Source organism: Flavonifractor sp. An9 (genome assembly GCF_002161245.1).
In the GTDB taxonomy this organism is placed as follows: Bacteria; Bacillota; Clostridia; order Oscillospirales; family Oscillospiraceae; genus Flavonifractor; species Flavonifractor avicola.
This window is the reverse complement of sequence record NZ_NFHC01000011.1, coordinates 76,606-98,338: the sequence shown is the minus strand read 5'-3', so window position 1 is coordinate 98,338 and position 21,733 is coordinate 76,606. Positions and strand designations below refer to the sequence as shown.

General features: G+C 56.5%; 24 protein-coding genes. 9 read left to right on the top strand and 15 right to left on the bottom strand.

Going from position 1 to position 21,733, the window contains the following annotated elements; genetic code table 11:
• Positions 1 to 131: 131 nt before the first annotated feature.
• The 6 genes from rpoD to csaB all read right to left on the bottom strand — a co-directional run bounded on the left by rpoD (position 132) and on the right by csaB (position 8,555).
• The gene (gene rpoD / locus B5G40_RS09010; protein WP_242959351.1) at positions 132 to 1,478 is read right to left on the bottom strand and encodes an RNA polymerase sigma factor RpoD; all 1,347 of its coding nucleotides are present in this window, start codon (positions 1,476 to 1,478) and stop codon (positions 132 to 134) included.
• A complete protein-coding gene (gene dnaG / locus B5G40_RS09005) occupies positions 1,471 to 3,261 on the bottom strand; it encodes a DNA primase (protein ID WP_087399394.1) in 1,791 nt (596 codons plus the stop codon). Before dnaG ends, rpoD begins: the two co-directional genes overlap by 8 nt.
• 127 nt (positions 3,262 to 3,388) lie before the next feature.
• Entirely contained in the window at positions 3,389 to 4,393 is a 1,005-nt protein-coding gene (locus B5G40_RS09000; RefSeq protein WP_087327743.1) for a deoxyguanosinetriphosphate triphosphohydrolase, read from the bottom strand.
• Positions 4,394 to 4,489: 96 nt separating this feature from the next.
• Positions 4,490 to 5,185, bottom strand: a complete 696-nt coding sequence (locus tag B5G40_RS08995) for an HAD family hydrolase (protein ID WP_087327746.1) — start codon at positions 5,183 to 5,185, stop codon at positions 4,490 to 4,492.
• Positions 5,186 to 5,250: 65 nt separating this feature from the next.
• A complete protein-coding gene (locus tag B5G40_RS08990; RefSeq protein WP_242959349.1) occupies positions 5,251 to 6,327 on the bottom strand; it encodes a glycosyltransferase family protein in 1,077 nt (358 codons plus the stop codon).
• Positions 6,324 to 8,555: a polysaccharide pyruvyl transferase CsaB gene (gene csaB / locus B5G40_RS08985; protein ID WP_087399393.1), complete on the bottom strand. Its 2,232-nt coding sequence runs from the start codon at positions 8,553 to 8,555 to the stop codon at positions 6,324 to 6,326. The genes B5G40_RS08990 and csaB overlap by 4 nt, the downstream gene beginning before the upstream one ends.
• 122 nt (positions 8,556 to 8,677) lie before the next feature.
• Here csaB and B5G40_RS08980 point away from each other — a divergent pair, with 122 nt between their 5' ends.
• The 3 genes from B5G40_RS08980 (at position 8,678) to B5G40_RS08970 (ending at position 10,373) form a co-directional block, all read left to right on the top strand.
• A complete protein-coding gene (locus B5G40_RS08980) occupies positions 8,678 to 9,193 on the top strand; it encodes a DUF4330 domain-containing protein (RefSeq protein WP_087189101.1) in 516 nt (171 codons plus the stop codon).
• Positions 9,194 to 9,270: 77 nt separating this feature from the next.
• Positions 9,271 to 9,825 carry a phosphatase PAP2 family protein gene (locus B5G40_RS08975; protein WP_087399392.1) on the top strand — a complete coding sequence of 185 codons (555 nt, stop codon included), beginning with the start codon at positions 9,271 to 9,273 and terminating at the stop codon, positions 9,823 to 9,825.
• Positions 9,826 to 9,827: 2 nt separating this feature from the next.
• Positions 9,828 to 10,373 carry a GNAT family N-acetyltransferase gene (locus B5G40_RS08970; protein WP_087265622.1) on the top strand — a complete coding sequence of 182 codons (546 nt, stop codon included), beginning with the start codon at positions 9,828 to 9,830 and terminating at the stop codon, positions 10,371 to 10,373.
• Between the two features lie 45 nt (positions 10,374 to 10,418).
• Here the strand turns inward: B5G40_RS08970 and B5G40_RS08965 are convergent, their stop codons facing one another.
• On the bottom strand, positions 10,419 to 11,612 hold the full coding sequence (locus B5G40_RS08965; protein ID WP_087265619.1) for a coenzyme F420-0:L-glutamate ligase: 1,194 nt from the start codon (positions 11,610 to 11,612) through the stop codon (positions 10,419 to 10,421).
• Positions 11,613 to 11,719: 107 nt separating this feature from the next.
• Positions 11,720 to 12,595 (bottom strand): LysR family transcriptional regulator, encoded by an 876-nt coding sequence (locus B5G40_RS08960; RefSeq protein ID WP_242959347.1) that lies wholly within the window; start codon positions 12,593 to 12,595, stop codon positions 11,720 to 11,722.
• Positions 12,596 to 12,715: 120 nt separating this feature from the next.
• Between B5G40_RS08960 and B5G40_RS16880 the strand changes: the two genes are divergently transcribed.
• On the top strand, positions 12,716 to 12,859 hold the full coding sequence (locus B5G40_RS16880; protein WP_158094701.1) for a hypothetical protein: 144 nt from the start codon (positions 12,716 to 12,718) through the stop codon (positions 12,857 to 12,859).
• 83 nt (positions 12,860 to 12,942) lie between these two features.
• On the opposite strand, the gene B5G40_RS08955 is transcribed toward B5G40_RS16880, so the two are convergent.
• The 6 genes from B5G40_RS08955 to B5G40_RS08930 all read right to left on the bottom strand — a co-directional run bounded on the left by B5G40_RS08955 (position 12,943) and on the right by B5G40_RS08930 (position 17,662).
• Positions 12,943 to 14,148 (bottom strand): hypothetical protein, encoded by a 1,206-nt coding sequence (locus tag B5G40_RS08955; RefSeq protein ID WP_087399390.1) that lies wholly within the window; start codon positions 14,146 to 14,148, stop codon positions 12,943 to 12,945.
• A complete protein-coding gene (locus B5G40_RS08950; protein ID WP_162611020.1) occupies positions 14,148 to 14,627 on the bottom strand; it encodes an RNA polymerase sigma factor in 480 nt (159 codons plus the stop codon). The genes B5G40_RS08955 and B5G40_RS08950 overlap by 1 nt, the downstream gene beginning before the upstream one ends.
• Before the next feature lie 282 nt (positions 14,628 to 14,909).
• Positions 14,910 to 16,007, bottom strand: coding sequence for a tyrosine-type recombinase/integrase (locus B5G40_RS08945; RefSeq protein WP_087399389.1), 1,098 nt, complete (start codon positions 16,005 to 16,007; stop codon positions 14,910 to 14,912).
• A gap of 99 nt (positions 16,008 to 16,106) precedes the next feature.
• Positions 16,107 to 16,853: a hypothetical protein gene (locus B5G40_RS08940; protein ID WP_143383395.1), complete on the bottom strand. Its 747-nt coding sequence runs from the start codon at positions 16,851 to 16,853 to the stop codon at positions 16,107 to 16,109.
• 6 nt (positions 16,854 to 16,859) lie between these two features.
• Positions 16,860 to 17,291 (bottom strand): ImmA/IrrE family metallo-endopeptidase, encoded by a 432-nt coding sequence (locus tag B5G40_RS08935; protein ID WP_087399387.1) that lies wholly within the window; start codon positions 17,289 to 17,291, stop codon positions 16,860 to 16,862.
• Entirely contained in the window at positions 17,288 to 17,662 is a 375-nt protein-coding gene (locus B5G40_RS08930; RefSeq protein WP_087399386.1) for a helix-turn-helix domain-containing protein, read from the bottom strand. Before B5G40_RS08930 ends, B5G40_RS08935 begins: the two co-directional genes overlap by 4 nt.
• A 477-nt stretch (positions 17,663 to 18,139) precedes the next feature.
• Here B5G40_RS08930 and B5G40_RS08925 point away from each other — a divergent pair, with 477 nt between their 5' ends.
• The 3 genes from B5G40_RS08925 to B5G40_RS08920 all read left to right on the top strand — a co-directional run bounded on the left by B5G40_RS08925 (position 18,140) and on the right by B5G40_RS08920 (position 18,940).
• Positions 18,140 to 18,373, top strand: a complete 234-nt coding sequence (locus tag B5G40_RS08925; protein WP_242959345.1) for an XRE family transcriptional regulator — start codon at positions 18,140 to 18,142, stop codon at positions 18,371 to 18,373.
• Between the two features lie 44 nt (positions 18,374 to 18,417).
• Positions 18,418 to 18,576 (top strand): hypothetical protein, encoded by a 159-nt coding sequence (locus B5G40_RS16875; protein WP_158099507.1) that lies wholly within the window; start codon positions 18,418 to 18,420, stop codon positions 18,574 to 18,576.
• Between the two features lie 163 nt (positions 18,577 to 18,739).
• Positions 18,740 to 18,940: a hypothetical protein gene (locus B5G40_RS08920; RefSeq protein WP_087399384.1), complete on the top strand. Its 201-nt coding sequence runs from the start codon at positions 18,740 to 18,742 to the stop codon at positions 18,938 to 18,940.
• Here the strand turns inward: B5G40_RS08920 and B5G40_RS08915 are convergent.
• Positions 18,894 to 19,562 carry a DUF4145 domain-containing protein gene (locus B5G40_RS08915; protein ID WP_087399383.1) on the bottom strand — a complete coding sequence of 223 codons (669 nt, stop codon included), beginning with the start codon at positions 19,560 to 19,562 and terminating at the stop codon, positions 18,894 to 18,896. The genes B5G40_RS08920 and B5G40_RS08915 overlap by 47 nt on opposite strands.
• Before the next feature lie 554 nt (positions 19,563 to 20,116).
• Between B5G40_RS08915 and B5G40_RS08910 the strand changes: the two genes are divergently transcribed.
• Positions 20,117 to 20,665, top strand: coding sequence for a hypothetical protein (locus tag B5G40_RS08910; RefSeq protein WP_087399382.1), 549 nt, complete (start codon positions 20,117 to 20,119; stop codon positions 20,663 to 20,665).
• Entirely contained in the window at positions 20,646 to 21,602 is a 957-nt protein-coding gene (locus B5G40_RS08905; RefSeq protein ID WP_087399381.1) for a PD-(D/E)XK nuclease-like domain-containing protein, read from the top strand. Before B5G40_RS08910 ends, B5G40_RS08905 begins: the two co-directional genes overlap by 20 nt.
• The last annotated feature ends 131 nt before the right edge of the window (positions 21,603 to 21,733 follow it).

The window sequence follows — 21,733 nt, the reverse complement described above, 5'->3', positions numbered from 1 at the left end:
TGGGCGGCCGTTTTTCGTGGGAATCCGCCCCTTTTGCCGAGGAAACGGATTGCCACGCCAGTGTGCGCACTGGCTCGCAATGACAGGCTTGTGCAAAACAGCTATTTTGCAACAGGCCCGCTTTTCGTTTGTTAGTTCAGGAAATCCTTCAGCTTCTTGGAGCGGGAAGGATGACGCAGTTTACGCAGGGCCTTGGCCTCGATCTGACGGATACGCTCACGGGTGACCTTGAATTCCTTGCCCACTTCCTCCAGGGTGCGGGTGCGGCCGTCCTCGATGCCGAAGCGCAGCTTGAGCACCTTCTCCTCACGCTCGGTGAGGGTACCCAACACGGAGACCAGCTGCTCCTTCAGCAGGGTGAAGGAAGCGGCCTCAGAGGGCTCGGAGGCGTCCTCGTCGGGGATGAAGTCGCCCAGGTGGGAATCCTCCTCCTCGCCGATGGGGGTCTCCAGGGAGACAGGCTCCTGGGCAATCTTCAGGATCTCCCTTACCTTGTCCACCGGCATATTCATCTCCTCGGAGATCTCCTCGGGGGTGGGATCGTGGCCCAGCTCCTGGAGAAGCTGACGGGAGACACGGATGACCTTGTTGATGGTCTCTACCATATGGACGGGGATACGGATGGTACGGGCCTGATCGGCAATGGCCCGGGTAATGGCCTGACGGATCCACCAGGTGGCGTAGGTGGAGAACTTGTAGCCCTTGGTGTAGTCAAACTTCTCCACGGCCTTGATGAGACCCAGGTTGCCCTCCTGGATCAGGTCCAGGAAGAGCATACCGCGGCCCACATACCGCTTGGCGATGGATACCACCAGACGGAGGTTGGCCTCGGCAAGGCGCTGCTTGGCCGCCTCGCCACGCTTTACCAGACGGCGAAGCTCCTTGATGTCGTCCTCAGACAGGGCGATCTCCTCGCCGGCCTCCTTGGCCCGCTCCATATCCTCCAGCTGCTCCTTGGCAGCGTCACCGGCGCCCATATCCTGGGCCAGCTGGACCTCCTCATCGGGGGTGAGCAGGTTGACTTTGCCGATCTCCTTCAGATACATACGGACCGGATCGTCAATGCCGAAGGAGTCCACCAGAGTGTTGGGGTCTACGATCTCCTCTTCAGGCAGGTCTTCGATTTCGTTGAGCTCCTCCAGAGGAGGCATGGTGTCGTCGGCCAGCTCGGGCAGATAGTCGTCGCCTACCGTGTCGATGCCCAGGTTCTCCAGGGTATCGTAGATCTTATCCATCTGCTCGCTTTCCAGATCCATGTTCTCCAGCACGTCCATCAGTTCGCTGGAGGAGAGCTTGCCGTTTTTCTTGCCGCGCTCGATCAGCTCCGCCAGTTTTTCGGCGCCCTGGACGCCTTCCACCACCTTCATGACCTCGATCTTGCCCTGCTCCATCTTCTTCGCGTTGTCGCGGGCCAGCTTGGCCTGATCCTCCAGGGTCAGGGTGAGCTCTTTTTTACCGGTGGTCTTCTTTTCACTCATGCGGTTGTCCTCCATATGATTTTTTCTCTCTGAATTTATCCCGGGCTGCCAGCAAAGGGTCCAGCCCGACGCCGCCCCGCTTGGCGGCTTCTGTCTCGATAATCTCTAAGTAGTCATGCAACGCCTGGCTGCGATTGGAACGGGTCTCCGGTTGTTCCAGAATCCCGGTGATGTGACTCATCTCCTCCAGGTCCAGCGATCCGGACAGTGCGCCCAGTTGCAGGCTGAGCCCTTGGCTGTGCCGCTGCTTGAGCAGCACATAGAGCTTGGCCAGCAGGGGAGAGGAGAACTGGGACGGGTCCAGTCCATCTGTCTCGGGCAGCAGGCCCGGGTCCAGCAGCAGCAAGCGGATCACACCCTCCTCCGCACGAGCGGAGCGGATATTCTCGTAGTGCAGCTGCCTGGATTTGGGCTGGAGCTGAACGGCGGGGGTCAGGTCCTTTTTTGCCTGGACTTTTCTGGCCCGCCAGGCCCGGTCCTTTCGGTAGCGGGCTACCTCCTGGGCCATGGCGGTTCCGGAAATGCCGGCTGCTGCTGCTGCTTTATTGCCGTAGATTTCCCGCTCAATAGGGCTTTGAAGGGCGGCGATGGTGGCCACAGCTTCCTTTAGATAGGCCAGCCTGCCCTCTTCGCTTGACAGGTCATGTTTTGCCTGCAGGCTGTCCAGCCGGTAGTCGTTTTGTCCGGCGCTGCCATTGAGGCACTTCTCAAAAGCGGCAGGGCCAAACTTTTTAACGAAATCATCCGGGTCCTGTTTGATGGGCTTGCCCTCGGCATCAAAAGCGTTGGGCAGCTGAAGTACCCGGACGGTGAGGTTGGCGTTTTTCAAAATGTTAAGCACCCGGTCGGTGGACTGCTTGCCGGCGGCATCATTGTCGTAGCAGAGCACCAGCTCCTTGGTGTACCGGGCCAAAATGCGGGCGTGCTCCTCAGTGAGGGCGGTTCCCATGGTGGCAACCACATTATCAAAGCCCGCCTGGTGCAGGGTGATCACGTCGATGTTGCCCTCCACCAGAATCAGGTTGGGCCGCTTGGTGTTCTTGGCGAAGTTGAGGGCGTAAATGAGACGGCCTTTTTTGAAGAGCACCGTCTCCGGAGTGTTCAGGTACTTGGCGCCCTCCAGTCCGGGGAGCAGGCGGCTGGTGAAGCCCACCACCTCGCCCCGCACATCAATGACCGGGAGCATAAGCCGGGACCGGAACTTGTCATAGATGCCGCCGTTCTTTCCGGCTACTGCCAGACCGGCGTCAATCAGATCCATTTTGGTGTAGCCCTTGGCAGTCATGGCCTTTGTGAGGGCATCCCACTGATCGGGCGCGGCCCCCAAACCGAACCGGGTAGCGGTACGGGGAGAGATCTGCCGTTGGGCGATATAGTCCCGCACCTGCTGGCCGCCGGGACCAATGAGATAGTCGTGGTAGAAACGGGCTGCGTCTTTGGACAGCTCCAGCAGTCGGGACCGCTTTTTGCGATAGGCCTCGTTTTCTCCGGCCTCCGGCACCTCAAGACCTGCCCGCTTGGCCAGCAGCTTTACCGCGTCCAAAAAGGGGAGATTCTCCATCTCCATGACAAAGGAAATTACGCCGCCACCCTTGCCGCAGCCGAAGCAGTGGTAGATCTGCTTATCGGGAGAGACGGAGAAGGAGGGGGTCTTTTCGTTGTGGAAAGGGCACAGGCCCCACAGGTTGTTTCCCTTTTTCGTGAGGTGGACATAGGAAGAGACCACGTCGGCAATGTCGCTGCGGGCCACCAGATCGTCAATGAATTGTTCTGGTATCGCCACAGGCATCCTCCTTCCGACTATCTTTTCCAATCAATGCCAATCTCATACGCTGGTATATGTAAAGTTAAATGCCCTTACGGCACAAACGCCTTTAAAAGCATTTATACTCTGATGGTGTAAGCATAAATCACTTTACGCTCCAGGACTTCGGGATGAAAGCGTCGCTGAACTGGTCCACGGCATATTTATCGGTCATGCCGGAGATATAGTCGCATACGGCGCGCTCTACGCCCTCCTCCACCCGGATGTCCTGATATTCCGGAGGCAGCTTGTCCGGGTCCTTCACATAGTACTCAAACAGGCGGCGGATCATGTCCTGGGCCTTTCCCTCCTCGCCCTTGGCTACCGGGCTGCGGTAGACATATTCAAACATGAACTCCCGCAGTTCATTCATAGCGTCCCGGCAGGCGGGGGACTGGACAATGTCATTCTTTCCGGCGGACTGGGTGATGATGTCCACCGTCAGAGTGTTGATTCGCTCAGAGTGGGTGAAGCCCAGTACCTGGGAGACCGAGAGGGGCAGGTCCATGGGATAGATGATCTTGCCCCGCATGGCGTCGTCAATGTCGTGGTTGATGTAGGCGATCTTGTCGGCCAGCCGCAGCAGACGGCCCTCCAGGGTCTCGGCCTGGTCGGAGCCGGTGTGGCAGAGAATGCCCCGGCGCACCTCGTAGGTCAGGTTGAGTCCCTCGCCGTCCCGTTCCAGACGGTCCACTACCCGAAGAGACTGCTCGTTATGGGCAAAGCCTCCGGGCATGATCTCATTGAGGACCCGCTCTCCGGCGTGTCCGAAGGGGGTGTGGCCCAGATCGTGGCCGTAGGCGGCCGCTTCTGCCAGATCCTCATTGAGGCGTAAGCCCCGGGCGATGGTGCGGGCAATGCGGCTGACCTCGATGGTGTGGGTCATGCGGGTGCGGTAGTGGTCCCCCTCCGGCTCCAGAAAGACCTGAGTCTTGTGCTTGAGCCGCCGGAAGGCCTTGGAGTGGACAATCCGGTCGATATCCCGCTGAAAGCAGGTCCGGGTGGGGCAGGGCTCCAGAGGCACCAGACGTCCCCGGGAGCGGGCGGACAGGCAGGCATAGGGGGAGAGCAGGGCCGCCTCGGCGGCTTCGGTCTGTTCACGCAGTACCATGGGCGCTCACCAGCCTCTCAGCAAATTTCAACCTTTACTCTTTATACGCCGCAGCCTGGATAAAACCCTTCTTTTTTTGTAAATTTTCTATTGTGCTCACAAATCCCCCTGATGAGGGTGGCTGGATTCGTCATTTTGCTCGCCGGTAAGCAGGGCCAGAAGCTCGGCGGGGGTAGAGATGATCTGCTGTGCACCCTGTTCGGTCAGAAATTGCGCGTCACGGAAGCCCCAGCTCACCGACAGACAGGGCAGACCGGAATTGCGGGCGGTCTGGATATCCACCTCGGAGTCGCCTACATAAACGGCCTCTTCAGGCTGAGCGCCCAGTTCCTTCAATGCGCGAAGTACCGTGTCGGGAGCAGGCTTGCGGGCAACTCCCTGGGATTCACCGATGGCCACCTTTACCCGATCGCCAAAGTAGGTCTGACACAGACCTTTGACAGCGCCGTCAAATTTGTTGGATACCACTGCCAGTTTGATCCCGGCCTGATTCAGACCGTCCAGCAGCTCCAGCACACCGGCGTATGGAGCGGTGCGGTTCTCCATATTCAGCAGGTAGTGGGCCCGGAAATCAGCCAGACACCGGGCCTCCAGTTCTTCAGGGGTTCCCTCGGGCACGGCACGGTGAATGAGCAGGCCTACGCCGTTGCCCACAAAGCGGCGTACCTCATCCAAAGAGCGGGCGGGCAGTTTGTGGAGGGCCAAAGCATAGTTGGTACTGTCGGCCAGATCCTGAAGGGTATCCAGCAGGGTGCCGTCCAGATCGAAAATCACGGTGGAATAGGGAATCATAACAAGCCTCCTTATCAGCAATGGCAGGAAATGCGGGCGGTCCGTGGGACCGCCCGCATTGTGGGTCAGTAGAGTCCGTTGGCAGAGAGAATCTGGGTAACCTGCATGGCACGGTTGGACCAGGCGGCGGCAGCCCCATGTTCCCGCCGGCGGACGGCAGGCCAACCATCCGGTTCTTCCAGAGCACGGATGCACAGCCGCACAAACTCGCCGGGGCTGTGGGCGGCGTAGATTACGTCAGGGAAATGCTCCACATGGTCGGGGTAGAACATAGCCACAATGGGCTTGCCGGAAGTGAGATATTCATAGACCCGGCTGGGTACGATGTCGGCGCCGTAGTCAGACTGCCGCAACAGATGAAGGCACACGTCGAATCGGGACAGATAGTCTGGAATATCCACCGGCAGCTGGCGGCCCAGCAGACGGACGTTGGGCAGGGCCTCCAGGGTGCGCAGCTGGGGATTGTAGGGCTCTACCGGCCCTACAAAGACAAATGTGCACCGGGGCAGAGCCCGGGCGGCCTGGATGGCCGGTGTCAGGTCAAGATCCTCCCAAATGGTGCCCACAAAGCCCAGAATGGGACCGGTGAGGTCGGCCAGGGGAGCGGGACACTCATTGTCTGGCCGGGAGAACATGGGATAGCTTACCCCATTGGGAAGCAGGGCAATGTTGTCGCTGCAGGGGGAGAGGTGGTCCACCAGCCCCTCGGAGGCGGCAAAGATCACGTCGGCAGCCAAGGCCAGGTCGCTCTCCCACTCGGGTGGAGTGTCCAGCCAGTCCTGGGCGCAGTCATATACCAGCCCCTGATGGGGGATGGCGTCCAGCAGATGGACCTGCTCCGGGGAAGTGCACCAGAGCAGGGGCTCCCGAAAGCGATGCATATCCATCAGCTTAAGAATATGGCGGGTCAGCTTGCGGTCCCGGACAAACCGGAGCAGCCGCTGATCCTCGGAGGCCTCGGGAGCAGGCGGGAGAGCGTATACGGTCAGGCCGGGGCGTACTTTGCGGCCGGGCTTGCGGTAGTTCCGGGAAGGAGGCTCTAGAAAGAGGATCTTGGCATCCTTCAACCGGGTCATCAGCTGCTGGGTGCGGGTGGGGATGGTGCTCCAGGGTTGGGAGGAGAGGCACAGGATCTGTTTCAACGGGACACACCCTCCAAAAGCCGGCGGGCAGTCTCCTGGTTGCGTTCCTCTACCTGGCGCAGCCGCTCCACGCCGCCGGACAGGAATTCGGTGTCTCCGATCCGGGCATAAACGGCATCGATATAGCCGCACAGAGATTCCACCGTCACCTTATCCAGGTCGGTGTACAGATCCTGGCCGATATAGGAGAGGAAAGAGCTGATTTTCTGGTCGTATACCACGCCCACCAGAGGCACACCCTGGCCGGCGGAAAAGACGAGGGCGTGCAGCCGCATGGAGATAACCGCCTGCATCCGTGCAAACAGACCGATAGTGTGGTCGGAACTGCCGGTATGGGTAAGAATATGGTGGGGGGCCTTCATATACTTAGCAGCCAACTTGGCGGCATCCACATCCAGACGCCGCTCAATGGGCAGAAAGACGGGGGTCAGGCCGTATTTCTCATAGGCGTAGTCGGCGGCGGCGGCAAAAACGGGGGCCTTGGCCTCAAAGCCCGGCCAGGGCCGCAGGGCAAAGCCGATATATTTGCCGTTGGGATCGATGCCCTGGCTCTCCAGAATGCCGTCCACCACGGGCGCGGGAGCGGCGGGCAGAATGACCGTGGGGTCGGCGGAGAGAATGATTTCCGGGTCGGTGACCTTCATGTCGGTCAGCTCCTCACGGGAGTGAGTATCCCGCAGGGTGATGGCGTCCACGCTCTTCTGGAGCACCTTGGAGGCCCGTTTCCGATTGGAGGGGGAGTGGATGGGACCGATGCCGCAGCCGTACATCATAACCTGATTGCCCAGCCGCTTGGCCCAGGAGATGGTGAAGAGATAGAACCACAGGGAGCGGTGGCTGGTTACGTCCTGCATCAGGGAACCGCCGCCGTTGATATACAGCTTGGTCTTTCGCATCCGCCACAGGAACTTGGGAAAGGCAAAGGTGTAGATGGAGTTGACACGATAGGTGCGCCGGGTATCTTCCGGGCTGCGGGAGAGCACCCAGATGGGAAGGTCAGGGTCCACCTGGCGCAGCTCGGTGACAATGGCCTCCAGGATGGCATCGTCGCCGGCGTTGCCCCGGCCATAGGCTCCGCATACCAGAGCGCCATCCCGCCGGCCGGTCTTGCGGGCCTGGCGGCGGAGAATGGTGTCATAAATGGAGAGCTGCCGCTGGAGGGTGCTCTCCAGAGAGTAGTCCTCCTTGGCCCTCTGATAGAGCCGCTGGCCCATATGCTGGCGCAGCTCCGGGTCCTGAGCCAGCGCAATGAGGTGGCGGGAGAGTCCCTCCGCGTCCCCTGCCTCAAAGAGGAAACCGTGGATACCATGCTCGATCAGGTAAGGCACGCCGCCTACCCGGCTGGCCACTGTGGGCAGGCCCGCCCGGGCGCCTTCGGTGAGGGAGTAGGGGAAGGTCTCGGAGAGAGAGGTGAGGGTATTGATGTCCAGAGCATTGTAGAAGCTGTCGGTGTCGGACACCCAACCGGCAAAGCAGACCTGCTTGGCTACTCCCAACTGGTTGGCCAAGTCCTTCAGCATTCCCATCTGCTCGCCATCACCGGCGATAAGCAGCCGCAGATGAGGGCAGACTTTATAGGCCAGAGCAAAGCCGCGGATCAGAGTAGCAATATCCTTGACTGGGTTGAGGCGGGCGGCAATGCCCACCACAACGGAGTCCTGGCCGGCGTCCAGACCCACGCTCTTCCAGTATTCCTCCCGGGAGAGGGCGGGGGTACGGGGGGCAAAATCGATGCCGTTGTAGATGGTGAACAGTTTGTCCGGATCAAAGCCGCGGGAGATGAGCAGATCGGTCATGGCATCGGACACGCCGATGCGGTAGTCTAGCTTCCGCAGAGCGATGGTGTTGATGGTGCCGTAAGTGATGCGGGAGAAGGGGCGGCCCAGGTAGTCCAGTCGATAATCGGAGTGGACAGTGGTAACCACGGGCAGACCGGTGGCCTTCCGCAGCAGAGCGCCCATCAAATTGCCCCGGGCGCCGTGACAGTGAAGGATCTGATAGCCCCCCTCCACGATCATCTTTTTCAGGGTGTTGCGGGTTTTCAGCAGATTGTGTCCAGGCAGGACCACAGTGGGGATGCCAAGTTCCCGGGCCTCCTGAGCAAATGGACCTTCCATAAAACATACCATGGTAACATCGATGGTATGGGCAAGATTTTTTAGCAGGGAATGAACGTGGGTCTTGGCGCCGCCGCTGTCGCCGCCGGAGATGAGGTGCATGACCTTCATGGAATCAAAACCTCCAAAGAAAAAAGAAAGTACTTGTGTCTCGGTGGGGATCTATGATACAATAACCCGGTACCATTGTACCAAGTGCGACATGAATTTACAACCTCGGAGGCTGCAAAAAGATGATAGACGAAAAGGGAAGACTGTTTGGTAAAATCAACATCGTGGATCTGCTGGTGATCCTGGTGGTTATTATTGCGGCAGTGGTTTTGGGTATGAAGTTCCTCAAGCCGGGCAGCAGTGGTGTTGTAGGCGGAGGTTCCACCACCACCCATGTGGAGTATACCGTGCTGGTGGAAAGCGTCCAGCCGGCGGTTTATGAGAGCATCAAGGAGAATTATATCCCCTCCACCCTGATGGCCTCTGGCGAGCTGCTGGACGGTCAGGTCACTGCTGTGGAGGCCAAGCCTCACGGTGGAGATATTACAGTGAGCACGTCTGGTGATACGGTGGCCCTTACTGCTGACAAGGGCTTGCTGGATCTGACTTTCACTGTGGAGTGCAATGTGGCTAACCCCATTACCACCGAGCTTGGTACCCAGGAGGTGCGTGTGGGCAAGAGCCACATCCTTAAAACGGATAAGTTTGAGCTGAATGGCGTGATCCTGGACTGCACCTGGAGTGAGAACGCCGAGTAAACTGGCTGAGATCGATCAAAATAGAGAGGGCGGCGGTCATGGTACCGCCGTCCTTTTTCCAATAGGAGGAACTTATTATGCCCCAATGGCTGCTGCAGATAGACGGCGGTATTCTGCTCTGGATCCAGAACTTCCTGCGCTGTGCTGTGCTGGACCCGATCATGATTATTTATACCCAGATGGGTGATGCTGGCATCCTGTGGATTGTGCTTTCCGTGGTGCTGCTCTGTATTCCCAGGACCCGCAAAGCGGGTTTTGTCAGTTTGATAGCCATGTTGCTGGGCCTGCTGTGTACCAATGTGGTGCTCAAGCATCTGGTGGGCCGTACCCGGCCCTGGCTGATGGTAGAAGGGCTGATTCCGCTGGTGGCAGAGAACGACCCCAATTCCTTTCCTTCGGGCCATACCTGCGCCGCCTTTGCGGCGGCCTCTGCCTGGTGCCGCACCCTGCCCCGGCGGTGGATGAAGATCGTCGCCGTGGTAATGGCGGCTCTGATGGGCTTCTCCCGGCTTTATGTGGGGGTTCACTTCCCTACAGACGTGTTGGCCGGTATGGCGGTTGGCCTGCTGTGCGGCTGGCTGGCCTGGCTCATCTGGAAGCGGCTGGCCGCCTGGCGGGGCTGGGAGGCATAACCATGCGGGCGGAAGAAATGCAGACCACTCTGCGGAATGGAAGCCGGTGTCTGCTTCGCAGTCCCCGCCCGGAGGACGGGGAAGCGGTGCTGCGCCATCTGCGCCGGGTGGCAGCAGAGAGCCCTTTTACTGCCTTTCTGCCGGAGGAGATCAGCAATACCCTGCGGGAGGAGCAGGCCTTTCTCAAGCGGCAGCTGGCCAGTCCGGGCAGACTGATGTTGGCCGGATTTGTGGAGGGCAGGTTGATTGGGCTGGGGGGCGTGGGCCCTGCGGCAGCCAACCGAAAATGCGGTCACCGGGCTGAATTGGGATTATCTGTCCGCTGCCGCTGGTGGGGGCAGGGCCTGGGCCGGATGCTGATGGATGGACTGTGCCGGGAAGCCAGGCATATGGGCTATGCCCGCATGGAGCTGTCAGTGATGGAAGACAATGTCCGGGCGGTGGCCCTCTATGAGAACTGTGGGTTTGAGCGTTTTGGCCTGCTGCCCGATGCCTACCGTACAGAGGGAGACAGTCAGGCCGCCATTTTGATGAGCAAGGTATTATAAAATGGACGCCAGTCCCTATGGGACCGGCGTCCATTTTATATGTGCTTATTCGGTGGTGTAGTTGTCAAAATAGCCCTGGATGTAGACAATGGGGGTGCCCTTGTCGCCGGAGCCGGAGGTCAGATCGCACAGAGAGCCGATCAGATCGGTCAGGCGGCGGGGGGTGGTGCCCTGAGCAGCCATCTTACCCACCAGGGAGCCGTCCTTCTTCTTGATCTCGCCCTTAATGGCCTCGCGCAGAGCCTCGCCGGACAGAGCGGCAAAGTCATTGTCAGCCAGGTACTTCAACTTCAGCTCGTTGGGGGTGCCCTCCAGACCCGCGGTGTAAGCGGGGGAGACCACCGGGTCGGCCAGCTCCCAAATCTTACCCACAGGGTCCTTGAAGGCGCCGTCGCCGTAGACCATGACTTCCACGTGCTTGCCGGTGGCCTTCAGCAGCCGGGCCTGGATTTCCTCCACCAGATCCTGGCAGGGACGGGGGAAGAGCTTCACCTTGTCCTCGGTGGACTTGTTGGAGCCCAGCAGGCCATAGTTTTCATTGTAGCCACTGCCGTTGATGGGAGCGGTCATGATCTCATCCAGGCAGAACACCTTCTCGGCGCCGGCGGCAACCAGGCGGCGCTTGGTGCGGGCGCGGGTGTGGATGTCGCAGGCCAGCACGTTCTTGGTGTAGGCCAGAATAGCCCGGGGATCGTTGGCGAAGATGACCTCCACCTCAGCGCCGGACTCACGGATCAGATTGGAATAATAGTCCACATAGTCCACGCCGGTAAAGGGGTGGGTGGTGTAGCCGAACAGCTCGCGGTAGCGCTCCAGAGAGAGCACATCCTTGTAGGGGTCCACACCCTTTTCGTCCATCACGTCCTCATCAATGAGGTGATTGCCCACCTCGTCGGAGGGATAGGACAGCATCAGGACCACCTTCTTGGCGCCCTTGGCGATGCCGCGCAGGCAAATAGCAAAACGGTTGCGGCTGAGGATGGGGAAGATCACGCCAATGGTCTCTCCGCCCAGCTTCGCCTTTACATCGGCGGCAATATCGTCCACCGAGGCATAGTTACCCTGGGCGCGGGCCACAATGGCCTCAGTCATGGCGACTACGTCGCGGTCGCGTACGGAGAACGCGCCATCGTTGACCGCCTCCAGGACAGACCCGGTGACGATCTCGGCCAGGTCATCTCCGCTGCGGATAATGGGGGCGCGGATACCCATGGATACGGTGCCGACCATCCGGCTCATAGAACAACACTCCTACTATAGTTGGATTCGCTGCGGTATTCCCGTAACATTGAAATTATACTATATTTTTTTCTGCTTGTAAAAGGTTTTTTCTTTGCAAACGAACTTTATTCGACGGATACCCACTGCCGGACCACGTCAAGAAAACGGGCGGTCAGAGGGGAAGGCGGCTTGCCCCGGCGAACGGCCAGGGTGATGTCCCGATAGCGGGGATGTTCCAGAGGGATGGCGGCGAAATTGCGACCGGTACCCTGCAGAACCAGTTCTGGTCGGATACTGACACCCAGCCCCTGCTCCACCATGGCCAGGATGGCAAAGTCGTCGTTGACGGTGTAGCGTAGGTTGGGATGGATGCCCTCCTCCTGGAAGATCTCTCCGATCTCCACATCCCGCTCCTCAGGAATCCAGATGAAAGGGTCCTGGGCCAACCGTTCTATGGGATAGAAGGGGGCGTGTGCCAGAGGGTGGTCCGGTGGGAGCACCGCCATAAACTGATCACGGCGCAGGGGAAAGACCTCCAGATCGTCTCCGGCGGGCAGTCCCAGAAAACCACAGTCTGCCTGCCCCTGGCGGATCAGGTCCTCCACCTCTGCAAACTCCCACTTGCTCAGTAATTCAAAATGGATGCCGGGATAGCGCTGGAGAAAGAGCTTCATAATAGGAGGCAGCCAGTGGATGGATACGCTGGCGAAGGTGCCCACCCGCAGGGTGCCACGGGTCAAACCGTGGAGATGGGCAGCCTGCTCCTCCAACTCCTTCTGGGCGTTGCACACAGCTCGCAGATATGGAAGCAGTGACTCACCGGCTGCACTTAGATGCACGCCGCCCCGTCCCCGGACCAGCAGTTCCATGTCCCATTCCTGTTCCAGCGCGGCGATCATCCGACTGGCCGCCGATTGGGTGTAGCCCAACGCCTCAGCTGCCTTGGTGATTCCACCCAGTTCTACTGTTTTCAGCAGGATCTGATACTTGATCAGGCTCATATCAATCATTCCGTTTCATCATGAATTTCATGAAAAAGATTCGTTTGCATCATAGTAAACTCTATTGTATACTATAACCAGAAGGAAGGCAAGAGCGAACGACAGAAAGGAGCGATTTCCATGAAGAAGAACAACGCAATGGTAATGAATCGGAAGAACAACGGCTATGAGCTGATGGGAAAGGGTATGTCGGTCAACGTCATGCGCACCTATTGGAAGGGAAGCCCCTGGAAAGCGCTTCGGGACTGCGTCCGCAGCGTATAATTTGATCTTTGCTCCGGTTGGGGAGAACCGATAGAAGCCCGGAGGGCCTGCCGAATGGCAGGCCCTCCGGGCGGTTTTTTATATTATGCCCCCAAGTCTGCTGCCTGAGGGAAGGGATAGGTTGTGCTGCCGATGGTAATGGATTCCACCTGGCTCAGGTCAAAGGCCTGGGCAGGGGTAAAGCGGAAGACATGGATGCCGTCCCGACTAGACCCGGGGTAGGGACTCTCGCCAGATCCCCAGGTTCCGGCATAGGCGCTGGGAATCTGAGTAATCAGCTCCGAAGTGCCGTCCCGGTAGTTCAGCCGTGCATCTGCCAAAATTTCCTTTACGCTGACCAGCCAGCTGCCGCCGTATGTGTCCCTGACCAGATAACCCTCCAGCTGCGGGGGCAGCTCTATGTCGGAAAGCTTCTCCAGATCCAGAAGTACCTCCGCACCGGAGACGGCTGCCCACTCCTCCAGAGTGGGGGTCTGCATCTCCAGTTCAATATAACCTGCGCAGATGGAGATTTGATAGATGGTGCCCTCCTGGGTATATTCGGAAAATTCCGGCTGGTCGGGCCGCAGACCCCAGGCTTCCTCCATCTGCCGGGTGGTATTGACCACTGTAATGTCTGCCGGGCAGCTGAGGGTCTGGCTCTCGGTCACCGGTATGATCACCGGGCCGTAAGCAGCGATGGGCTTAAAGTTATGATTGAGGTTCATGCTCACTTCTACCTGTTTCAGCTCAGGATCTTCTAAAGTCATGGATACCTTGACAAGAGAGGTTTGCGTATCTGGGTCGTAGCTGGCCTGCTCCAGATTAAGGATGCTGCATCCCTCGAAACCGCCCCGGGGCCCCCATTCATATTCCGGCGAGTTGTCCGCAAGAACCACACCTGCCTCCTGGGATACCGGAGAAGCCGCAATGTAGGCATACAGTTGGTTCCCGCTGCACATGGTTGCTACCAGAGTGGCCTGGGGCTCCGACTGGGTGACAGTCTGAGTGGGAGCATCATATTCTGTCCATTCTTCGATGGGGTCCTCCTTGGATATGCCCATATCTGCCCGTGCTGCGTCCCGCAGCGTAAGCACCACCGCAAAGGCGGTGAGGCAGCAGAGGGACGCGATGATTGCCGCCACCAGCAAGCCACGGGTCAGGCGGCGGGTTCTTCCTGTTTTATGGTTTTGTTTGAATCGTTTCATCGTCAACTCCTCAATCCTGGCGGGGGAGAGGGGGGTGGTATCAGTTAAGAGAATGCTGTCCTCCTGATAGTGGTCCAGCAAATCAAAGATCTCACGTTTCATCAGCCTGCTCCCCCTTTTGTCAAAGCTTCCTTGAGTTTCATGCGACCGCGCCTCAGCTTGGTTTTTATGGTGGATTCGTTCAGGGCCATGTGATCTGAGATCTCTTTGATCGATTGGGCGTAATAGTAATGCCGGAGAAAGATTTCCTTGTCCTCTGGGGGCAAAGCGTCCACTGCTTGGCGGACCAGACGCCGCTCCTCGTCCTGCTCCATGGCCTCTGAAAGGTCATTTGGGGCTGGAATATCCACACTGTTTTCTTCCAGGGATATGGTGCGGCCCATCTGGCGGAGTTTGTTTTTCGCTTTGTTTCTGGCGACCGTGCCAAGCCAGCCCTTGACATGACCGGCCTTCAGATCGGCGGCCTGTTCCCATGCGGCAAGGAACACATCGGAGACCACTTCCTCTGCGTCCTGGGGAGACATGGCATCCCGAAGAATGTTCCATACGATAACGGAAATATACGGCACATAGCGCTCCATCAGTGCCTTTAGACCGGATGGGTCGCCGGCTTTTATGTTCTGTAAGATCATTGATTCTCTCATATATGGCCCCCAACTTATGCGAAAGCAGCTTTCATTTATAATATCACACGGATACTGCTTCTGGTTTCATCTGCGAACCTCGGGGGGTAAAAACAAAAAGAGACACGACGTATGTCGTGTCTCTTTTCTGGAGCAGGTAAAGGGAATCGAACCCTCATATTCAGCTTGGGAAGCCGTGGATTAAAAAACTTGTATCAACTGTGGCCCTAAGCGTGTAGGTTATGACGACTTGCTTGTAGCACCACTTTTAACACCGGTGCCGTCCAGAAGCGCCATTCCCGCTTTGAGCGTTTCTGTGTCTCTGTGCTGATAAATATTCGCTGTGGTGGATATGTCGGCATGGCCCAGCAGCCACCGTACCGTCTCCAGCGGTACCCCGGCCCGGGCACAGTCTGTGGCGAAGGTATGCCGCAGGCAGTAAGGGGTAAGGTCCGGGGCGATCATGGACTCCACAATCTTGTTGCGGTAGACCTTCGCCCCCATCTCAATATCCATAGCCCGCCGGAAGGTGGACCATTGGCGGTATTGGCTGTTGGAGTTCAGCCGGTGGCCCTCCCGCCCAGTGAATACCGGCGTAAAAGGCTCTCCGCGGGCTGCCAGCAGACGCGGCAGCAGGGCGGCGTGGATCGGGATATCCCGTACGCCTGCCTCTGTCTTTGGACCCTTACAGCGACCGGTGCCGCTTTCCAGGGCGGCGTGAATATGGATCTCGTTATGGTCGAAATCCACATCGGCCCAGTTGAGCGCCGCAGCTTCCCCGGGACGCATACCGGTATAGAGCAGGGTCAAAATATACAGCCCTGATGGATGAGTTTCAGCTACCTTCAGCAGCACCTTCCGCTCCTCATCGGTGAGACTCCGGTGGGAGCCGTCCTTCGCTGTCGGCAGCTCTAAGTCCTCTGCTGGATCGTATGGGATCAGGCGGGATTTCCTGGCCCGGGAGAACATCTCCCGCAGCACCCGGCGGATCTTCTCTACATGGGATTTGGACTTCCCAGCCTCGGCATTGAGGATACGTTGGAGATGGATATCCTTCACGTCCCGCAGTTTCATGTGTCCGATGAAGGGCTTTATGTAGCCGTTGTATTTTTCATCATACATTCCCAATGACTTCTTGGTGAGGCCCTTCGGGTCCTTATATGTGGCCTTCCACTGAGCATACCATGCGCTCACCGTCATGGAACCGGACACCAACTCTTCCCCACGTCTGGCCGCTGCCAGCTTCTCGGCCAGCTTGGTCATGGCCTCCAGCTCTGTTTTACCGTAGGCGGCATACTTTTTTCCATTCAGTCGGGCTGTTTTCCTGATGTAGTCCATGATCCGGTTCCCCCATTCTGATAGGATCAAGGGGCAGACGGCCCACCAAAATCTCTGCGCTGTCCCTCACTTGGTGTATCAATACCACGCGGTGAATTTTTATGGGTTATAGTACGAACAAATAAACAGTAAATATACGATAGCAGCTGCAGGCGTCACTATTTTTCGCAAGTATACTCTGTTTCTGATTTTTTCTTCATGATATACGAGATAATTTAATCTTTTGTGTATTAACTGATTGTTCAAAAAGCAGAACGACGGTTCTCCATATTCCTTCTTCGCTTTTTCACTTTCCTTCCTCAGCCTTTCGATTTCATCATCACTGAGTTTGAACTCTTGCAGCTTTATCTTCTTTTTATACAGTATTTTTGCCACAAAATAACACACGAAGATCGGAGCAATTACAATGAACTTTAATAGACTATGAGGTCCCCAAATAGAAACTGCTCCATTTAGCAACAGAATATAAGCAGGAACATTGAGGTAAATTAAATAGCCTAATTCCACGATTGCTGTATCATTAACCGGATTGTATAATTTGAACTCACTTCTCAAGAAAAAGTATTTGCAGGCCGGAATAATTTCGTTTTCTACATATCGGTTTATCGTACTTTTATCATCCGTATCTAAATCTAAAACAGATGGGAGCCTTAATTTTTCGCTTCTTTCATACTCCCACTCAAATCCATCTTCACACACATAAAATATAATTAAATCTACGGAAACCCCGAGCAGAATGCCTATAGCAAGTAGTATTCCACCCACAACAATTCTCCTTTCCCGAAAACCGGACGATTTATTTCTCCATCCGGCGCTCCACGCCACCTCCCTCGGAGAGGGCGGCACGTTTACTCAAAAGTACAATTCCGTCTCCGTGTTGCCGTGTGTATACCAACAGACCGCTTTCCGCATAAACTCCTCCGTCACGCCAAAGTGGTCCGCCAGATCCCACAACTCCGTGTGTCCATCTGCTACCGCCTGATCCAGCTCGTCCACAGGGATCAGCTTATTTACGGCCCATTTGTCCGCCCGATTTTCGTGCTTCTTCCGCACGTCTCTGGCCGCCCAGCGGTTATAAAATGCACCTGTCTTGCAGTGCCCTAGTTCATGAGCCAGATGGACACGGCGGATACTTTCCTCCGGAAGAACGCCATAGTCCATTCCGATATAGCACCGCCCGCTCTCCGACTGGATGCACATGGAGCCGCTTTTCGGGATGTCCAATATGATGATAGGAATGTTTTCTTCGGCGGCAGTCTGATACAGCGCCGTTGTTTCGGTCATAGCTCCCCCTTCTTTTCAGTCTCTTCCCGTAGTTTCACCAATTTTGCAAACCGCTTTACCTCATCGTACATCTCATCTGTGATATCTCCATCCCCTCCAAACAAGGCAAATTTGATATCATCATCGCTGACAGAGCGCTCGCCCTCCGGGGCGGGCGCTTTTTTTGTTCCTTCGGTGCCAAGAAGGTATCCAACGGTGACCCCAAAATATTCTGCTATTTTGTTGGCAACTTCTGCGGATAGCCCCTTTTTTCTTCCCATTTTGAGATCTGTTATGATGCTCGGCCTGATTCCGATGTCTTTGCACATTCTGTATGCGCTCACATTCTTTTTATCGCATAGGTTCGATATAGTTTCGTGCAAGTTACCCATAATACCACCCTCGCTTTTGTGCAGAAAGCAGAATTACACGAACACGTACTATATTCGTTGACATTTGCGTGAATACGTACTATGATTTGCTCAAGAGTTACGTGTTCATGTATTTATACGAATTACCACTTCAAGTATATTACATGGTTCCGTAACTGTCAACGGTAGAATGGGGCTGTCCATGTAGAAAAATGGCGGATGCCCACACACCCGCCATTCGTCACACTTGGCTGCCACCACAACGCACCGCTGCCCCCGCAGCGGACTCCTGTGGGAGAGTTGCTTAGTTGTGTACCGCGGACTCGACGCACGAGACGCGCCTGCCTTGCCGCAGGACTGATCCACGACTTAGGGCAGCTCAGGGAGAGGTCGCATAAGGCCCGCTATGGCTGAAGTAGCCTGCACAGGCATCATCTCCTCCCGTCCGGACAGCCCCATTTTACCACAAATACCGGTAATGGTAAAGGAGGTGTAATCGTGAACACTTTGACCGAATTCGGGAAGACCATCAAGAAGCGGCTGATCGACATGAACAAGAACCAGGTTTGGCTGATCGAGCAGGTGCGGGAGGAGACCGGTCTGTACTTTGACAGCTCCTATCTCTACAAGATCTCCACCGGGCGGCTCAACACCCCTAGCATCGTGGGGGGCATCCGGAAGATTCTGGATTTACCAGTGTTCTCCCATGATACCACAGAGGAAGTCCGATAGAACGGATTGTCAGTGGTGCTGGCAAAAGAGAGGCGGTGAAACAAATGCAGGCAGTCATTGCCTATGGAGAACCAAAAGAAATCGCCGCTCTTGTAGCAGCGATACAAGAGCGGCGGGAGATGCCATGCGAGGCGCAGCGAGTCTATGGCGTGGGCCAGAACCGGAGCATTGAAAATGAAGATGGAACGATGACGCTCCGTTAAAAAAGAGTTGGCGGACGCACAATCCATTCTGCTTTTTGGTCGGTAATGCAGAGAATATCGCAATCTTTTCCGACCGTAACAGGAGCTTGCGCAAATCTTTGAATATTGAAAAGAGTGTAGTTTTTGCGGTCGATAGACTGCTCGCTGAACAGGAGGTCATTTTGTGAAAGACACTGTCAGAATCATCCGTTCGGCACAGGTCATCCAGGTCATTCGGACGGAAATCAAAGCCGGTGCGGGAACCGAAGATGATCCAAACCGTATTGTCATCCAATACTGGTCCACAGACGGATCATTATTGGCGATTCATGATCCATTTATTCAGGGTTCTTTGCCTCTTTCTTCGCAAGCGCTAACTCTGTGACCCGCTTATAAAGTTCTTCCTCGTCGTGTCTGCTGATGTACCATTTTTCAATCAGCAATTCGATGAGCTGAAGCAGTTCTCCCGCTTCCTCGGGCTCTACATCCACAATCAAATTGACATCCCGCTCCATGTGGGCACCTATGTTTCCGATTTGACGTACCGCGTCGATTGCGCGCCATTGCGCTGCAGGGACCTTATCCTTGATTGCATCAATTTCGTGGTAAAGAGTTCTCTCTCCTTTAATCTCCCAGAAGTCCCGAATCATGCCCTGGAGACACCGGCGGGCCAGAGTGGCAGAGGCCTTTGGACTGCGATCCTGAATGAGGCACGCTTCTTCGTAATCCTCCCGAATCCCCACCGGAACATAGTCTGGAAAATGCTGATAGCGTGCCTGCGGATGTATCAGCACCGTCTTTCCATCTATATACCCAAATCTTCCATTCGCAATGATGGTCTCCTTTTGGCATAGATCATTGGGACACTTAAATATCCGAATGTGCAGATGAGGGGATGTTGATGTTACAGAATTATTGGTGCCATCAAAATTGAATGAAAGATCCCTTTTCGTCCCATAGTCCACGCTCATGATTTCGCCGCAAAAGGGGCATTTAAATCCTGCCATTTTTATCACCTCGTTCAATTCTAACATTTTGTGACAGTAAGAGCAAGGAAAGAAGTAAATAGAACCGAAAGACTATTTTTGAATCTAAAAGCTGCGAAAAGCGGCTGATTTGACCCAAGACCATATGTTAACCAAACTCTAGCTAAATTCTTTCAGGCGACAAGTCGGATTAGATTTTTAGTAAACCACTCAAGGAAAAAGACCTTCAGTAAAGTGGGGCTCCCGGTGCTCTAAATCTTGCAATGAAAAGGAGTGAGCCTCCGCGCTGCCAACACGGAGGCCCACCGCACACTTTCGCTCAATTCCGCTGATACCGCCCATAGGTGGGCTGCCACGCGCCGCTCCGCTTTGGCCTGCCTGTGACAGGCCCCGCCTGTGTCGGTTATGGGCGTCTCCCAGCTGGCAACGGGGATTTTATCAGCGTATCCCCTTTCCTACGCACGCGACGCGTTCACAAAATTGTGAAACCGGAAAGAGGATGTGGTGGCGCACATTTGAGCGCGGCAAGAGGCACGGATTTGATGATGAAGATCACATAGGCCGCAAAGATCTCTATGCAATCCACATCATATGCGTGGGACCTGGAGACCAATGTTTCCGACTCTAAGACCTTCGCCGTGAAGCACGTCCGCACCACCAAAAAAGGCTCCTACAAGCTTACCGACGAGCGGGACATTTACGAGATGGTGGCCAACAAGGGCGCTCGCCGGAAGCGCGCCTGCCTGCTGGCTGTGCTCCCCGGGTGGTATGTGGACGCCGCCGTGGATGCCTGCGAAAAGACCTTGACCCAGACCCTGACCGACGGCCAGACGCTGGAGGAGGTCATTCAGAAGCTGGTGGCGGCTTTTTCCGAGTTTGGCATTGCCCCGGGACAGATCGAGGAGAAGATGAGCAAGGAGGTAGGCAACCTGTCCAAGAACGATGTGGTGAAGCTCCGCCACCTCTATTCTGCCATCAAGGACGGGTTTGTGAAACCCGCTGACGCGTTCGGCCTGCCGCCGGAGCCTGACAAAGAAGTGCCGTCCGATACCGAGGCGGAGGCGCTGGACGCGCTCAACGCCCGCCTGACGGGAGGTGTGTCCGGTGATCCTGACCAGGGATAACTACTACACCCCGGAGGCTGACTGGGAGTACATGAGCTGCTCCCAGTATCAAGGCTGGTGCGAGTGTGAGGCCAAGCAGCTTGCTAAGCTGGAGGGCCGCTGGGTGGACGAGCCAAAAGAGGCTTTTCTGGTAGGAAACTACTTCCACACCCACTTTGAAGGCCCGGAAGCCCACGAGCAGTTCTGCCGGGAGAACTTTGACGAGATCTTTAAGACCAAAACCACTAAGGCCGCCGGGACTGTCATAACCGGGAAATATGCCCCGTTTGAGCAAGCTGACAAGATGATTGCCGTGGCCGAAAAGGACCCGCTGATCCGTTCTCTGCTGGATCTTCCCGGGGAAAACGAAATGATTATGCACGGCCAGTTGTTTGGCGTTCCATGGCGTATCCGGGTAGACAAGTACGTCCCGGACGGTCGGCTTGTTATCGACTACAAGACTGTGGCGAACATCAACGAGCTGAAATGGAGCAACGAGCTTCGGGAGAAGGTCACGTTCATCGACGCCTACGGCTATATGATGCGGGCCGCCGTTTACTCCGAGATCGAGAAGCAGTACGCCGGGGCCGACACCGACCCGCACTTTATCATCATCGCCATATCCAAGCAGGACTACCCGGACAAGGACGTGTTGGAGCTGAACCACCGGCAGCGGTACGACTACGAGCTGGAGCAGATCAGGGACCGGATTCAGCACATTCAGCGGGTGAAGGACGGTTCCTTGAGGCCCACCCGCTGCGGTTACTGCGATTACTGCCGGGCCACAAAGCGGCTGTTTTCTATCCGGCCCTACTTCAAACTTATGCCGGAGTTCCGGGAGCAGAGGGAGGAGGACTATGCAGCCGACGAGAGACCGCTGCTGGCTGACGCACAGGAGGCGGGAGCCGTGGGTGATATGCCCGCTGTGCCACCAGCCGATAACGTGGCGCAGGGTTGACTGTGAGGGCTGGTCCCCCTGCGACGAACTGCCTGTGCTGTTCGTCCCGGGGGGCCGCCTACGGCTTGTAGTCCGGCGGGATATCGTAGACGGCTGCAAGCTGTTTGACCCAAAGAAAGATCGAGAAAAGC

Coding starts and splice junctions, on each gene's coding strand:
- rpoD (WP_242959351.1), bottom strand. CDS start 1,478: ATGAGTGAAAAGAAGACCACCGGTAAAAAAGAGCTCACCCTGACCCTG.
- B5G40_RS09000 (WP_087327743.1), bottom strand. CDS start 4,393: ATGGTACTGCGTGAACAGACCGAAGCCGCCGAGGCGGCCCTGCTCTCC.
- B5G40_RS08995 (WP_087327746.1), bottom strand. CDS start 5,185: ATGATTCCCTATTCCACCGTGATTTTCGATCTGGACGGCACCCTGCTG.
- csaB (WP_087399393.1), bottom strand. CDS start 8,555: ATGAAGGTCATGCACCTCATCTCCGGCGGCGACAGCGGCGGCGCCAAG.
- B5G40_RS08980 (WP_087189101.1), top strand. CDS start 8,678: ATGATAGACGAAAAGGGAAGACTGTTTGGTAAAATCAACATCGTGGAT.
- B5G40_RS08975 (WP_087399392.1), top strand. CDS start 9,271: ATGCCCCAATGGCTGCTGCAGATAGACGGCGGTATTCTGCTCTGGATC.
- B5G40_RS08970 (WP_087265622.1), top strand. CDS start 9,828: ATGCGGGCGGAAGAAATGCAGACCACTCTGCGGAATGGAAGCCGGTGT.
- B5G40_RS08965 (WP_087265619.1), bottom strand. CDS start 11,612: ATGAGCCGGATGGTCGGCACCGTATCCATGGGTATCCGCGCCCCCATT.
- B5G40_RS08960 (WP_242959347.1), bottom strand. CDS start 12,595: ATGAGCCTGATCAAGTATCAGATCCTGCTGAAAACAGTAGAACTGGGT.
- B5G40_RS16880 (WP_158094701.1), top strand. CDS start 12,716: ATGAAGAAGAACAACGCAATGGTAATGAATCGGAAGAACAACGGCTAT.
- B5G40_RS08955 (WP_087399390.1), bottom strand. CDS start 14,148: ATGAAACGTGAGATCTTTGATTTGCTGGACCACTATCAGGAGGACAGC.
- B5G40_RS08950 (WP_162611020.1), bottom strand. CDS start 14,627: ATGGAGCGCTATGTGCCGTATATTTCCGTTATCGTATGGAACATTCTT.
- B5G40_RS08945 (WP_087399389.1), bottom strand. CDS start 16,007: ATGGACTACATCAGGAAAACAGCCCGACTGAATGGAAAAAAGTATGCC.
- B5G40_RS08935 (WP_087399387.1), bottom strand. CDS start 17,291: ATGACCGAAACAACGGCGCTGTATCAGACTGCCGCCGAAGAAAACATT.
- B5G40_RS08930 (WP_087399386.1), bottom strand. CDS start 17,662: ATGGGTAACTTGCACGAAACTATATCGAACCTATGCGATAAAAAGAAT.
- B5G40_RS16875 (WP_158099507.1), top strand. CDS start 18,418: ATGCAGGCAGTCATTGCCTATGGAGAACCAAAAGAAATCGCCGCTCTT.
- B5G40_RS08915 (WP_087399383.1), bottom strand. CDS start 19,562: ATGGCAGGATTTAAATGCCCCTTTTGCGGCGAAATCATGAGCGTGGAC.
- B5G40_RS08910 (WP_087399382.1), top strand. CDS start 20,117: ATGCAATCCACATCATATGCGTGGGACCTGGAGACCAATGTTTCCGAC.